The sequence below is a fragment of the Pseudomonas sp. S06B 330 genome (genome assembly GCF_002845275.2).
Classification (GTDB): domain Bacteria; phylum Pseudomonadota; class Gammaproteobacteria; order Pseudomonadales; family Pseudomonadaceae; genus Aquipseudomonas.
This window is the reverse complement of the sequence record NZ_CP088149.1, coordinates 242158-256507: the sequence shown is the minus strand read 5'-3', so window position 1 is coordinate 256507 and position 14350 is coordinate 242158. Positions and strand designations below refer to the sequence as shown.

At 59.4% G+C, this 14350-nt stretch carries 11 protein-coding genes; 3 read left to right on the top strand and 8 right to left on the bottom strand.

Annotation, left to right across the window (positions count from 1 at the left end; genetic code table 11):
* The first annotated feature begins 59 nt into the window (after nt 1-59).
* Together algB and CX511_RS01225 are read left to right on the top strand one after the other, a co-directional pair.
* Nucleotides 60-1406: a sigma-54-dependent response regulator transcription factor AlgB gene (gene algB, locus CX511_RS01230; protein WP_045186510.1), complete on the top strand. Its 1347-nt coding sequence runs from the start codon at nt 60-62 to the stop codon at nt 1404-1406.
* Nucleotides 1403-3190, top strand: coding sequence for a KinB sensor domain-containing domain (locus CX511_RS01225; RefSeq protein ID WP_045186508.1), 1788 nt, complete (start codon nt 1403-1405; stop codon nt 3188-3190). The genes algB and CX511_RS01225 overlap by 4 nt, the downstream gene beginning before the upstream one ends.
* A gap of 12 nt (nt 3191-3202) precedes the next feature.
* Here the strand turns inward: CX511_RS01225 and CX511_RS01220 are convergent, their stop codons facing one another.
* From CX511_RS01220 to CX511_RS01190, 7 genes are all read right to left on the bottom strand, one after another.
* Nucleotides 3203-4822, bottom strand: coding sequence for an EAL domain-containing protein (locus CX511_RS01220; RefSeq protein ID WP_045186506.1), 1620 nt, complete (start codon nt 4820-4822; stop codon nt 3203-3205).
* A 78-nt stretch (nt 4823-4900) separates the two neighbouring features.
* Nucleotides 4901-5674, bottom strand: a complete 774-nt coding sequence (locus CX511_RS01215) for an N-acetylmuramoyl-L-alanine amidase (RefSeq protein ID WP_045186505.1) — start codon at nt 5672-5674, stop codon at nt 4901-4903.
* A gap of 61 nt (nt 5675-5735) precedes the next feature.
* On the bottom strand, nt 5736-7760 hold the full coding sequence (locus tag CX511_RS01210; RefSeq protein ID WP_101293812.1) for a GGDEF domain-containing protein: 2025 nt from the start codon (nt 7758-7760) through the stop codon (nt 5736-5738).
* Nucleotides 7761-7788: 28 nt separating this feature from the next.
* Nucleotides 7789-8643, bottom strand: coding sequence for an endonuclease/exonuclease/phosphatase family protein (locus CX511_RS01205; protein WP_045186503.1), 855 nt, complete (start codon nt 8641-8643; stop codon nt 7789-7791).
* Between the two features lie 16 nt (nt 8644-8659).
* Complete coding sequence (gene dsbA / locus CX511_RS01200) at nt 8660-9310, bottom strand: thiol:disulfide interchange protein DsbA (protein WP_045186502.1); 651 nt, start codon at nt 9308-9310, stop codon at nt 8660-8662.
* 179 nt (nt 9311-9489) lie between these two features.
* Nucleotides 9490-10107, bottom strand: coding sequence for a c-type cytochrome (locus tag CX511_RS01195; RefSeq protein ID WP_045186499.1), 618 nt, complete (start codon nt 10105-10107; stop codon nt 9490-9492).
* 33 nt (nt 10108-10140) lie between these two features.
* Nucleotides 10141-10443, bottom strand: a complete 303-nt coding sequence (locus tag CX511_RS01190; RefSeq protein ID WP_045186497.1) for a c-type cytochrome — start codon at nt 10441-10443, stop codon at nt 10141-10143.
* 191 nt (nt 10444-10634) lie between these two features.
* Between CX511_RS01190 and yihA the strand changes: the two genes are divergently transcribed.
* The gene (gene yihA, locus CX511_RS01185) at nt 10635-11267 is read left to right on the top strand and encodes a ribosome biogenesis GTP-binding protein YihA/YsxC (protein WP_101293813.1); all 633 of its coding nucleotides are present in this window, start codon (nt 10635-10637) and stop codon (nt 11265-11267) included.
* A 301-nt stretch (nt 11268-11568) separates the two neighbouring features.
* On the opposite strand, the gene polA is transcribed toward yihA, so the two are convergent.
* Nucleotides 11569-14331, bottom strand: coding sequence for a DNA polymerase I (polA, locus tag CX511_RS01180; protein ID WP_101293814.1), 2763 nt, complete (start codon nt 14329-14331; stop codon nt 11569-11571).
* Nucleotides 14332-14350: the final 19 nt, after the last annotated feature.

The following is a 14350-nucleotide window of genomic DNA, read 5'->3' as shown; positions in this document are numbered from 1 at the left end:
GCAACTTGCCCGATTTCTCCGGCACTAATAGAGAACATTCTTGAAGGAGCGTAGGAAAAATGGAATCAGCCCAGGAGCACAAAGGCCGTATCCTGTTGGTAGACGACGAATCTGCCATCCTGCGCACTTTCCGTTATTGCCTGGAAGACGAAGGCTATAGCGTGGCCACCGCCAATAACGCCAACCAGGCCGAAACCCTCCTGCAGCGCCAAGTGTTCGACTTGTGTTTTCTCGACTTGCGCCTGGGTGAAGACAACGGTCTGGATGTCCTGGCCCAGATGCGGATTCAAGCCCCCTGGATGCGCATCGTTATTGTCACGGCCCACTCAGCGGTCGACACCGCCGTCGACGCCATCCAGGCCGGTGCAGCTGACTATCTGGTAAAGCCCTGCAGCCCCGATCAATTGCGCCTGGCCGCAGCCAAGCAGTTGGAAGTGCGCCAACTCTCGGCCCGCTTGGAAGCCCTGGAAGGTGAGGTCAACAAACCTAAAGATGGCCTGGACTCGCACAGCCCGGCCATGATGGTGGTGCTGGAGACAGCCCGCCAGGTCGCCACCACCGATGCCAACATTCTGATTCTAGGGGAGTCCGGCACCGGCAAGGGCGAACTGGCCAGGGCCATTCACGGCTGGAGCAAGCGCGCGCGCAAAGCCTGTGTGACCATCAACTGCCCTTCGCTCACCGCCGAGTTAATGGAAAGCGAGTTGTTCGGTCATAGCCGCGGTGCCTTTACCGGGGCGAGTGAAAGTACGCTGGGGCGGGTCAACCAAGCGGATGGCGGCACCTTGTTTCTCGATGAAATCGGCGACTTCCCACTGACCCTTCAGCCCAAGCTGTTGCGCTTCATTCAAGACAAGGAATACGAGCGAGTTGGCGATCCGGTCACCCGCCGTGCCGACGTAAGAATTCTGGCTGCGACCAACCTCAATCTTGAGGACATGGTCCGCGACGGCCGCTTCCGTGAGGATCTGCTGTATCGCCTGAATGTCATCACCTTGCACCTGCCGCCACTGCGCGAACGCAGCGAAGACATCCTGACGCTCGCCGACCGTTTTCTAGCCCGCTTCGTCAAAGAATACTCAAGGCCCGCACGCGGTTTCAGCGACGAAGCGCAAGCGGCGCTGCTCAATTACCGCTGGCCGGGGAACATTCGCGAACTGCGTAACGTGGTCGAACGGGCCAGTATCATCTGCCCTCAGGAACGGGTCGAAATCAGCCATCTGGGCATGGCCGAACAACCGGTGAGCAATGCCCCGCGCATCGGCGCGGCACTGAGCCTGGACGAACTGGAGCGGGCGCATATCGAAGCGGTGCTGGCCACCAGTGAGACCCTCGACCAAGCGGCCAAGACGCTTGGGATCGATGCTTCAACTCTGTATCGCAAGCGTAAGCAGTACAACCTATGAAATGGGCCATGAAGCTGCGAACGCGGCTTTTCCTCAGTATTTCGGCGTTGATTACCGTGGCCTTGCTGGGCCTGTTATTGGGGCTGGTCAGCGTCCTGCAGATGGCCAGGTCGCAACAGGCGTTGATCCAGGAAAACACTGCGATCCTCGATCTGGGTCTGAAACTGCGGCAAAACCTCGGCGAACAACTGACCTTAATGCTCAATGAATCCACCGACCGCGATGCCCTTGGAGACTTGCAGACGCAGTTCCAGGACTTGTTGGACGAAGCAATCAACAAGGAAAGCGATCCTGCTGCCGGTAAAGACTTCGCCAATACCAACAGCCATTATCAACGCTACCTCCAAGCTTTTCGTGAGACTCCCACACCCGCGCGCGGCATGGCCACCGACCAACCATTGGGCCAAGCTTTCGGTGTACTGCGAAGCGACCTGGTCGACGCCCACAAACGGGCACTGCAGCACATCAATGAAAGTGAACAGAAGTCCTATGATCGCGCCTTGCTGATTTCCAGCCTGCTCGGTCTGGTTGGTGTGGCCGTGTTGATTCTGGGCTTTGTCACCGCCCATGCAATCGCCCGACGTTTTGGCCTGCCAATCGAAGCTCTGGCCAAAGCGGCTGACCAAATTGGACAGGGCGACTTCGAAGTCACCTTACCGGTCTCCCACGCGTTGGAGGTCAACCAGTTGACCCGGCGCTTCGGTTTGATGGCCGAAGCCCTGCGCAAACATCAGGCAACCAATGTCGATGAGCTGCTCGCAGGTCAGCAGCGTCTGCAGGCGGTACTCGACAGCATCGATGACGGCCTGTTGATCATCGACCGTCAGGGGCATCTGGAGCACATCAACCCAGTCGCTCAACGACAATTGAACTGGAACGACAGCCGCTTGGGGCGTGGCCTGAGTGAAGCGCTGCAGCGTCCTGAACTGGATGAACAACTGCGCCTGGTACTACGAGGCGCCAGCCTGGATCGAGTACCGGAAGACTTGAGCCTGGAAATAGATGAAGAGCCCCGTCTCTTGGCCTACAGCTTGACCCCGGTATGTCATCCTGACGGGCAAATTCTCGGCGCTGTCATGGTGCTGCACGATGTCACCGAATTGCGGGCCTTCGAGCGGGTACGCAGCGAGTTTGTTCTGCGGGCCTCTCACGAGCTACGCACGCCAGTCACAGGCATGCATATGGCCTTCGGACTGTTGTGTGAACGCCTGAAATTCCCACCACAGGCACGTGAAACTGATTTGCTCGCCACCATCGGTGAAGAAATGCAGCGCCTGACGCAGCTGATCAACGACTTGCTGAACTTCTCCCGCTACCAGAGTGGCCAGCAAAAACTTGAGCTTACGCCATGTGCGGTCGATGAGTTATTGGCCCGCGCCAGCGAACGTTTTGCAGCGCTCGCCCAAGAAAAACACATCGATCTACAGGTAGACCTGGCAACGCAGTTACCCCATATCCAGGCCGATACTGCGCAGCTGGATCGGGTGATGGACAACCTGTTAGACAATGCCCTACGCCACACGCCGACGGCCGGCAGCATTCGCCTGCATGCCAGGCGGCATGCCGAACGGGTAATCATTAGTATCGAAGACACTGGTGAAGGCATTGCCTACAGTCAACAGGGACGGATCTTTGAACCGTTCGTTCAGGTGGGACGCAAGAAAGGCGGGGCGGGCCTGGGATTGGCACTGTGCAAGGAAATCGTTCAGCTGCATGGCGGCCGCATGGGCGTTTACTCACGTCCCGGCCAAGGCACGCAGTTCTATATGGCCTTGCCAGTCTGAGGTTGCCGCGCGTCAGGCTTCATCATCAATTCGCCGCGGCGTTATGCGCCGACCGCGGGTAATCAGCTCGACGAACTGACGGGCACTGAGGGGGTGCGCAAACAGCCATCCCTGGCCGTAGTTCACCCCTTCACTGTTGAGCAGCATAGCCTGGTCTTCATACTCGATACCTTCGGCAATAACCCGCAACTGCAGGGCGTGAGCCATACGGATGATATGTGGCGCCACCCCACTGCTGGCCGCATCATGACCCAGGGCATCGATAAACGCCTTGTCGATCTTCAGGCAATCCACTGGCAGGGTCTGTAGATAGGCCAAGCTGCAATAGCCGGTACCGAAGTCATCGATCAACACTTGGTGACCCACCGCACGCAAGGCTTGCAGGTTGTCGCGAGCAACGACGACATCGATCAACCCACGCTCGGTGACCTCAAAGGCAATCTGGCTGGCAGAGACATGATGCAATGCCAACAAACGCGCCGCGACCCGACCAATCCTTGGCACCATCACATCACAGGCGGCCAGGTTGACTGAGACATAAAGCTGTCGATTGGCCCGTAACGTTTGACCCAATTGCTCGAGCACGCGCTGCAGCACGAAATCGGTAATCTGGCGGATCTGTCCGGTATTTTCCGCCAGCGGAATGAACAGATCAGGGCTGGTCAGTGAGCCGTCAGGGCGCCGCCAGCGCACCAGGGCTTCAGCGCCCACGCAGCGACGGCTGGTCAGCTCAAAGATCGGCTGATACAGCACCTGCAACTCACCGCGGCGCAAGGCACCCTGCAACTCCGAGCTCATCGAGCGGCGTTGACGCACCAGTTGCAGCACCAGCCAACCGAGGCACCACGCCAATACCAGACTGCCTGGGAACAGTAACCAAAGCACACCGTTCATCTTCAACGGCAAACTGGCGCGAGGCGCAATCAACACGAGTTGATAGTCCGGCGATTTGGTCGGCATGCGATAGATCAAACGGTCGGGCAATTCTAGCAACGCGTCGTTAGATTGCGGGGGCCAGTCCGCTGAAGGCGGCCAGACCTGGGGCGGGCCAAGCACCGGTACGGCCCGCGTACCGTTATCCAACACCACCAGCAAACTACCGTCCGCAGGTAAGTCGACGACATCGGTCAAATGCCCGCGGGAGGTCGAAACCAGGAACTTGCCTCGCCCCAGCATCAACGCTGCAAGGTTGTCATTGGGTTCGCTGGTGGTATTGAGCCAGTAACTGTAGGTCGGCCCGCCAATGTCCGGAGGCCGCAAGGGGTTGATAGTGCGCTCACCGATTCGATTGGAACAGGCAACCGTACCATCGACATAAGCCGCTTCGTAGACAAACCGGTACTTGAAGCCAACCTGCTGCAGTACCCCCAACATCGCCGCATCACAGCCGCGCAGTGGTTGCGCCTGCAACTCGTCGACGCCTTCGCGCAGCTGGCCGAATATCTGCTCCAGGCGCTCGAGGAAACGCTCGCCCTTGGCATTCATCTGCTCACTTTCGCTCTGCTGCGCCTGGTGCATGGCAACACCGATGCTGGCGATCAGCAATAAAATTGCGCTGGCCGAAGCCGCAAGTGTGGCCAGTAACCAGGGACGATAGAGCAAGTGGCGCAGCACAGATAGGGCAGCTGACATCAAGGCATATCCAGTTGAATACCAAGAGGTATAGCAACTGCCGGTGAAATCAGCCTGCCCGTTTGGCGGCGCCGTCATTTAGCGGCTGTTGAGCACCTGCAACATCGACGCCGTTTGCGCATCAGGCACGCCATCAAAACGCTGGGGACGGAAGCGCATCTGGAACGCCGCCAGCACATGCTTGGTGCTGACGTCATAGACGCCGGTCTGCTCAATGGCATAGCCAAAGCGTGCCAGTTGTTGCTGATACCAGGTGATGCTCGGTGGGTTGACGCTGAAACGCGCCTGCTGCTGAGCGACTGCGCGCGCATCTGGCCAGACACCCAGCCCCGCATCAGCCAGGCGCTTCCAGGGGAACAACGGGCCCGGGTCCAGTTTGCGCGACGGCGCGATGTCACTGTGACCAATGATGTAGCGGGGCTGGATGTTGTTGCGTTTGACGATGTCCTTGAGCAGCGCAATCAGCGCCTCTACCTGCGCTTCGGTGTAAGGATGCCAGACCCGACCGTTAGGGGTGTCGGTAAAGCCCGGGTTGACGATCTCGATGCCTATGGAGCTGGAATTGAGCCAAGTGCGCCCATCCCACTGACTGTCACCGGCATGCCAGGCGCGTCGGCTTTCATCCACCAACTGATAGACGGTCGCGGGAGAGTCGCCCACCAGGTAGTGGCTGCTGACTTCGCCGTGAGTCAATAATTGCAGGGAGCGCTCCAGCGAGGCATTGGTGTAGTGCAGGATGACAAACTGAATGCGTCCGTCCTGATTGACCGAAGGGTGGCTGCGGTCAATTCGCAAGCCACTGCTACAACCTGCCAGGGTCAGTAGCAGGAGCGCGGTGAGTATGGCTTTCATGGAGAAGGGCACGTGTGATGATCTGCAATGCAATAGCATAACGTATCCGCGCTGCCGCCACTTATCCCTGTTCGACTCGATTTCTGCCCAGATGTTTCGCCCGGTACAGGGCTTCGTCAGCGCGCTTGAGCACCCCCTCACTGCGTTCTCCGGAGCGGAAAGCGCTGATGCCAATCGACAGGGTAATGGTCACCCGCTCGCCTTTGAAGTGAAACGGACACGCCTCAATTGCCGCACGCAAGCTCTCGGCCAACTGGCAACCGGTCGACAGTGTCGTCTGAGGGATGAGCAGCACGAACTCCTCGCCACCGAAGCGGGCGATGAAGTCGCGACTGCGCAAGTTTTTACGCAACACGTTGGCGACAATCTTCAGGACCTTGTCGCCGGCCAGGTGACCATAGCTGTCATTTATACGCTTGAAGTGATCGAGGTCGAGGATCGCCATCAACAGATGACCGCCGTTTTCCTGCCACTCCAGCACCTCTTGATCCACCCGCTCGGACCAGGCAGCCCGATTGGGCAGGCCTGTAAGAGGGTCGATCAAGGCCTTTTGGCGCTGCTCTTCAAGGTGTTCGCGATAGCCCATGGCTTCCTGCTCCATGCTCGCTACACGTTCGGCCAAACCTTGCAGGCGGCTGGCCATGTCCTGCTCACGCTGATCACGCTGGTGTTGATGCTCGTCCATGGTGCCGAGCAAGCCTTCCAGGCGGTTTTCCAGAATATGCTTGAGGCTGTCAAGGTCGGCAGCACCTTGAACACTGCTTTGCAGGCCATCAACCTGTTCACGGAGTTGGTTATCCAGATCGCGGGCGGCACACGTGTTGTCGGCATGACCTTCGCTGGCCTCATGCAAATGACTCTGGAACGACTCAAGTCGTTCGTTGAGTTGCTGCAGATATGCTTCAAACTCGTGCTGACCACTGTCGTTGATTGCCAACATGAGTACCGCCAGGTCATCCAGCACCGGCAACAGTTCGTACCAGTTCAGACCATGTTCTAGGCGCTCGCGCACCGACTGGGCTTGGACTTTGTAGCGTTCCGGCAGGGTCAGGTCATCAAGCAGGCCAAGCAAGGTTTCTTCGATATGCGTGGCGACCGAGCTGTAGCTGGGTTCAGTGCCATCCGGCAGGGCGTAGTGGGCCTCTTCGTCGTCCACCGGCGCCACTTCGGGCTGATCATCCTGACGCTCGTCTGGGCTGTGCTCGAGCAACGCCAGCACGTCCTGCTCACTCCCTCCCGGAGGCGGTTCGACCGGCGCAGGGGGCTCGGCTTCGGGCTCAAGATTGGCGGGCAGCTCGGTAATCTGCAGTGCAGGTACCGCTTCGTTTTCCAACTTTTCCCTCACGCCTGGTACATCGACTGCTGACGGCAACGGCTCGACGATTACTTCGGCAGTAGCCTCCAGCGTCTGCAGCTCGTCGACGTCCACCGTAGCGTAAGGTTGGGGTGCAACCGCTACAGAAGATTGCGCAACCGGGACAGGCTGTTCAACAACCTCAGCAACCTCAGACACACCCGACGCGACCCCGGCCAAGACGGGTTGCAGGTTTTCAGCTTCGGTTTCACGGTTGCCAAACAGACGCTGCAAAAAGCCTGGACGCTGTGCCTCTTCAGGGCGTTCAAGGGCCGACAGCGCCTGGCCTTGCAAGCCACTGAGCTCGCCCAGCAGGAGCGGGACCTCGCGAGACTGGCTGGCGCGAGCCTCAACTTGCTTGGCAAATTTCTTCAGCGGACGGCTGACATCACTGGGCAACGGCAAGGTCTGCAGTTGGCTAACCAACGAAGTGAGGGCACTGCTGACTTGAGCAACACGCGTCTCGCGGCGCTGCTCGGAGTCGAGCACGGCTTTTTCCAGACGCGGGATCAACCCGGCGAGGGCAGCGTCCATATTGTCGGTACGAATGACTTCGCGCATTTCCTTCATGCACTGGTCCACCGCACGGTCGCTACCTTCAGCGGCCAGGGTGCTGCGCACCAGACCACGGCGCAGCAGGTCGAGGCGGGCTTCCCAACGACGCTCCAGCTTCTCTTGCTGTTCGATACTCTTGAGGTACTTTTCTTTCCAGCGCTGGGCTTCGTCGGTCATGCCTGGGTCCGCAGAGGGGTGATGGCAATTAGCTCAAAGCGGGCAGGGTATCCACAGCGAGGGCATCAGGCAAACGAATCTCAACCGCGACCGGAAGATGATCGGAAATAGGCTGGGCCAGCACCTCTACCCGTTCCAGGGTCAGGCTTGAGCTGAGCAAAATGTGATCAAGGCAGCGCTGTGGCCGCCAACTAGGGAAGGTGGCTTGCACCTGAGGAGCGACCAAGCCCAGATCGCGCAGTGGCGAATGCTCAAGCAGGTCAGTAGCGTGGGTGTTCATGTCGCCCATCAACACCTGATGGCGATAGCCGCCGATCAATTCGCGGATGTAGGCGAGTTGCAGCGCACGGGTCTTGGAACCCAGCGCAAGGTGCATCATTACCACTACCAGCGCATCTTCGCCTTCACCGAATCGCACCAGAATCGCTCCCCGCCCAGCTGGGCCGGGCAGGGGGTGATCTTCAAGCAGTTGTGGTTTGAGACGGCTGAGCACACCGTTGCTGTGCTGGGCAAAGCGCCCGAGGTTGCGGTTGAGCTGCTGATACCAATAGGGGAAAGCACCGAGCTGGGCCAGGTGTTCGACCTGGTTGACGTACCCCGAGCGCAGGCTGCCACCGTCAGCTTCCTGCAGTGCCACCAGGTCGAAATCACCGAGCAGGTCACCGATCTTCTGCAGGTTGCCGGCACGCCCGTTGTGCGGCAGCAGGTGCTGCCAGCTCTTGGTCAGGTAGTGCCGGTAACGTTCGGTACTGATGCCAACCTGGATATTGAAACTGAGCAGGCGCAGCCGCCCATCCTCTGGCAGGCCATTAGCCTGCAGGTGATGTTCGTTGACCCGCGGATCGTGCAGGCCAACGCCTCGCTCAGCTCGCCAGCGGCGCATGGTAGGTAGGCGCCGCTTACTTGGCGGCGCGCTCCTTGGCGATCAACTGGTCGGCAACATTGAGGACGCCTGCCGGACCTTGGGCAGTGCCGAGGTCAAAGCGATATTTGCCGTTGACGACCATGCTTGGTACACCAGTGATTTCGTACTTCTTGGACAGCTCCTTGGCTTTTTGCACTTGGCCTTTGATAGCGAAGGAGTTGAAGGTTGCAAGGAACTTGCCCTTGTCGACACCTTGGGTGGCAAGGAAGTCAGCCATTTCTTCAGGATCGGTCAGTTTTTTGCGCTGAACCTGAATCGCTTCAAACACTGCAGCGTGAACCTTGTGCTCGACACCCATGGCTTCAAGGGTCAAGAACATCTGGCCGTGGGCATCCCATGGGCCGCCGAACATGGCCGGGATACGCTTGAAGTTGACGTCTTCTGGCAGTTGCTCGGCCCATGGGTTAACCACCGGCTCGAAGCTGTAGCAGTGCGGGCAGCCATACCAGAACAGCTCCACGACTTCGATCTTGCCTGGCACCGACACCGGTACCGGGTTGCTCAGCTCGGCATACTGCTTGCCAGCCTCGATAGGCTCGGCAGCCCCGATAGGCTGTGCAGCCTGGGCAGTCATACCGAAGACGCTGGCGGCGACCAACGTGGCGCTGAGAATCAGATTACGCATGCTTCACTCCTGAGCAGTCAATTTGGTCGCCTCGACACGACCTGCAGTGAGACAGGTCGAAGCGGGCCCGAGTTCGTTAGTGTAACGGCAGCGGGCACAAAAAAGGGCGGCCGAGGCCGCCCTTTTCATCTTTACGCTGCAGTATTAACCCAGCGTTAACGTTGTCGCGACAGGCGGGATCAGTGCAGACCCTGGATGTAGCTGGACAGCGCTTCGATGTCCTTGTTGCTGAGCTTGGCAGCGATGGTGCGCATGGTGGTGGCATCGCCATCGTTGGTGCGGTTGCCTTCGCGGAAGTCGGTCAGCTGTTTGGCCACGTAGGTAGCGTGCTGGCCGCCCAGGTGTGGGAAGCCGGCCAGGGCGATGCCAGCGCCGTTCGGCGAGTGGCAGCCGGTGCAGGCTGGCAAGCCGTTCTCGACATCACCGCCGTTGAACAGGGCACGGCCACGTTCGACCAGCTTTGGATCAGCAGCGCCGACGCTGCCATTTTGGCTGGAGAAGTAGGCAGCGATATCGGCCATATCCTGATCATTGAACGCGGCAAGCATGCCGGTCATTTCCAGCACGGTGCGCTTGCCCGACTTGATGTCGTGCAATTGTTTTTCCAGGTACTTCTCACCCTGGCCTGCAAGTTTCGGGAAATTCGGCGCCATGCTGTTGCCGTCCGGATTGTGACACGCGCCACATACAGCAGTTTTGGCCTGACCAGCAGCGGCATCCCCTTTGATAGGCTCTGCGGCATTGGCGGCACCGGTGACGCCCAAGGTCAACAGCAGACTCACGAGTAGTTTGTTCATCAGCTAATCCAACTACGGCTAAGGGTGAAAGAGTTATGTATCGGGACTCCGGCTCATCCAGTGGATGATCGCCTGGTAGTCCTCGGCACTGCAGTCCATGCACAATCCACGCGGCGGCATAGCCTTGAAACCCTGTGTAACATGCTTCACCAGCGTCTCCATCCCCTGCGCCAGCCGTGGCTCCCATGCTGCCTGGTCACCCAAACGCGGTGCCTGCGGTAGCTGTCCGGCATGGCAAGCGGCACATGCTCGCTTGTACACTGCCTGGGGATCCTGTGTAGCCTGAGCGCTGAAAAACGGTATCAAGACACCTACAGCAAGCAGCCATTTCGTCATACGAACGACCATTCAGGGTTGGGGGTTGCACTGCGTTCTACTGCGCAAGCTTGAATCAACCGCCCCCGTGCACATCCTCCTACGCCGGGATAATGCGCACACAAAAACTGGGGCATTATATACTCCCGTTACTGAAACGGAAACGACACCGCTTGCCGAGACCCCTCGCGCAACGCCCAACCGGATAAACCATGCAAGTCAAAAACCCCATCCTCGGTCTCTGCCAACAGGCCAAATTCGCCCTCAGCGCTGCCAAGGTCGACCAGTGCCCGGACGACCAGGGCTACGAAGTGGCCTTCGCCGGCCGCTCCAACGCCGGCAAGTCCAGCGCCCTGAATACCCTGACCCACGCCAGCCTGGCTCGCACCTCGAAAACTCCGGGGCGGACCCAGCTGTTGAATTTCTTCAGTCTGGACGATGAACGGCGTTTGGTCGACTTGCCCGGCTACGGTTATGCAAAAGTACCGATTCCACTCAAGCAGCACTGGCAAAAGCACCTGGAGGCCTACCTGGGCAGCCGCGAGTGCCTCAAGGGCTTGATCCTGATGATGGACGTGCGCCATCCAATGACCGACTTCGACAAGATGATGCTCGACTGGTCCCAGGCGGCGGGCATGCCCATGCACATCCTGCTGACCAAAGCCGACAAGCTGACCTTTGGCGCCGCCAAGAACACCCTGCTCAAAGTGCAGTCGGAAATCCGCAAAGGCTGGGGCGATGCCGTGACGATCCAGCTGTTCTCGGCGCCCAAGCGCCAGGGCCTGGAAGAAGCCTACGGCGTGCTGGCGAAGTGGATGGAACTGGCCGACAAGCCCGCAGAATAAGGGCTGCCCGGCAAACGCCGGGCAAAAAAAACCCCGGACTTCGTATGGGGAGGGGGAAGTTCGGGGTCCAAGTTCCGGACCGCTAGGGCGGGGTCCAGATATCTGCCAACACTTAACACAACATAGGAGCATCGAAGGGCTTCACCAGCCATTCAGTTACTCTGAGTCGTGGTTCACCGGTTTAGTTCCGAAGGTTTAGAAACTATTTGCGATAGGGCCAACATCTTTTCGCGCTAACGGCCCTGAGACGAGAAAAGCCGCGACGATATGCCGCAGCTTTTCCCTGCATTTAGCTGCATTTTTAATGCGCTTCGTCCCAATTTGCCCCCACTCCGACCTCAACCAGCAGCGGCACATCGAGCGCAGCGGCATTGCTCATGTACGGACGAATTTGCTCACGCACCTGCTCGATCAAGTCCTCGCGCACTTCCAGAACCAGTTCGTCGTGCACCTGCAGGATCACCCGCGCGTCCAGGCCCGACGCCGTCAGCCAGTTATCCACTGCCACCATGGCGCGCTTGATGATGTCTGCGGCGGTGCCCTGCATCGGCGCGTTGATCGCCGTGCGTTCCGCGCCTTTGCGCAAGGCCGGGTTTTTCGCGTTGATCTCCGGCAGGTACAACCGACGCCCAAACAGGGTTTCGACGAAGCCCTGCTCGGCAGCTTGCGCGCGGGTGCGCTCCATGTAGGCCAGGACGCCGGGGTAACGGGCAAAATAGCGATCAATGTAAGCCTGAGACTGCTTGCGGTCGACGCCGATCTGCTTGGCCAGGCCAAAGGCGCTCATGCCATAGATCAGACCGAAGTTGATCGCCTTGGCACTGCGCCGCTGGTCGGTAGTGACCTCGGCCAGGTCCACGCCGAATACCTCGGCAGCCGTTGCCCGGTGCACGTCCAGGTCGTTGCGGAAAGCGTGCAGCAGGCCCTCGTCTTTGGCCAGATGGGCCATGATCCGCAGTTCGATCTGCGAATAGTCCGCGGCCAGCAGTTTGTAGCCAGGTGCGGCGACGAATGCCTGGCGGATTCGCCGGCCTTCCGCTGTGCGGATTGGAATGTTCTGCAGGTTAGGGTCGCTGGAGGACAAACGCCCAGTGGCGGCAACGGCCTGCTGGTAAGACGTGTGGATACGCCCGGTGCGCGGGTTGATCTGCTCCGGCAATCGGTCGGTGTAGGTGCTTTTGAGCTTGCTCAGGGAGCGGTACTGCATCAGCACCTTGGGCAATGGGAAGTCCATGTCGGCCAACTCGGCCAGCACTGCTTCGGCAGTCGAAGCCTGGCCCTTGGCGGTCTTGCTGAGGACGGGCATGCCCAGCTTGTCGTAGAGGATGACGCCCAGCTGCTTGGGCGAACCAAGGTTGAACTCTTCACCAGCGATCTCGAACGCTTCACGCTCCAACTGCACCAGCTTCTCGCCCAGCTCGACGCTCTGGATGCCGAGCAGATTGGCATCGACCAGTGCACCCTGGCGCTCGATCTTCGCCAGCACCGGCACCAACGGCATCTCGATATCGGTGAGCACCGGCAACACGCTCGGCGTTTTCGCCAGTTTCTGCTGCAACGCTTGGTGCAGCCGCAGGGTGACGTCGGCGTCTTCAGCGGCATAAGGGCCGGCCTGGTCCAGGCTGATCTGGTCGAAAGTCAGCTGTTTGGCGCCCTTACCAGCAATGTCGGTAAAACCGATGGTGGTGTGGTTCAGGTACTTGAGCGCCAGGCTGTCCATGTCGTGACGGGTCGCCGTCGAATCGAGCACATAGGACTCCAGCATGGTGTCATAGGCCACGCCCTGCATCAGGATGCCATTGGCGATATCACCGCCGATGGCGCAGTTGGCGAGGATGTTCATGTCGTACTTGGCGTTCTGCCCGACTTTGAGCTTCTTCGGATCTTCGAGCAGCGGTTTAAGCGCCTGCAATACACTGTCGCGATCCAGTTGCTCGGGCGCCCCCATGTAGCTGTGCGTCAACGGCACATAGGCGGCCTCATGGGCCTGCACAGCGAACGACAGGCCAACCAACTGCGCTTGTTGCGCATCCAGGCCAGTGGTCTCGGTGTCGAAGGCGAACAGCGGCGCAGCACGCAGCTTGTCCAGCCAGGCGTCGAAACGGGCCTGATCGAGGATGGTTTCGTACTTGGCCTCAACCACTTCCTCGACCGCCTCGGCAACTATCTCCTGACCGGCACGCTTGGCGTCGCGCTGTACTTCGTCGATCCAGCTCTTGAACTCCATCTCGCTGTACAGCTCAAGCAACGCCTCGCGATCCGGCTCGCCGCAGACCAGCGCGTCGACCTCCACCTCCAGCGGTACATCGATCTTGATCGTCGCCAACTCATAGGAGAGGAAGGCCGCATCGCGGTGTTCTTCAAGCTTGGCCGGCAGGGTCTTGGCGCCACGGATAGCCAGACCGGGCACCTTGTCGAGGTTCTCGTACAGGTCGCGCAGACCGCCACCGATACCAGTCAGCAGGCCCACTGCCGTCTTTTCACCTACACCCGGCACACCGGGAATGTTATCGACCTTGTCGCCCATGAGAGCGAGGAAATCGATGATGTGCTCAGGACCGACGCCGAACTTCTCGTGTACGCCAGGGACATCAAGCACAGTTCCAGTCATGGTATTGACCAGCGTAATGTGGCCGTCGACCAATTGCGCCATGTCCTTGTCGCCGGTAGAGATAATCACCGGACGTCCGGCCGCGGCACTGCTGCGGGCCAGGGTGCCGATCACGTCGTCGGCCTCGACGCCTTCAACACACAGCAGCGGATAGCCCAGGGCCCGAACGCTGGCATGCAGCGGCTCGATCTGCACGCGCAGGTCATCCGGCATGCTTGGTCGGTTGGCTTTGTACTCGGCGAACATTTCGTCGCGGAAAGTGCCACCCTTGGCGTCGAACACCACCGCAAACAGGCTGTCCGGATACTGTTTGCGCAGGCTTTTGAGCATGTTCAGCACGCCCTTGACCGCACCGGTCGGCATGCCCTTGGAAGTAGTCAGCGGCGGCAACGCGTGAAAGGCGCGGTAGAGGTATGAGGAACCGTCCACCAGGACGAGGGGAGCTTGGCTCATGAGCAGAATCAACCTTTTC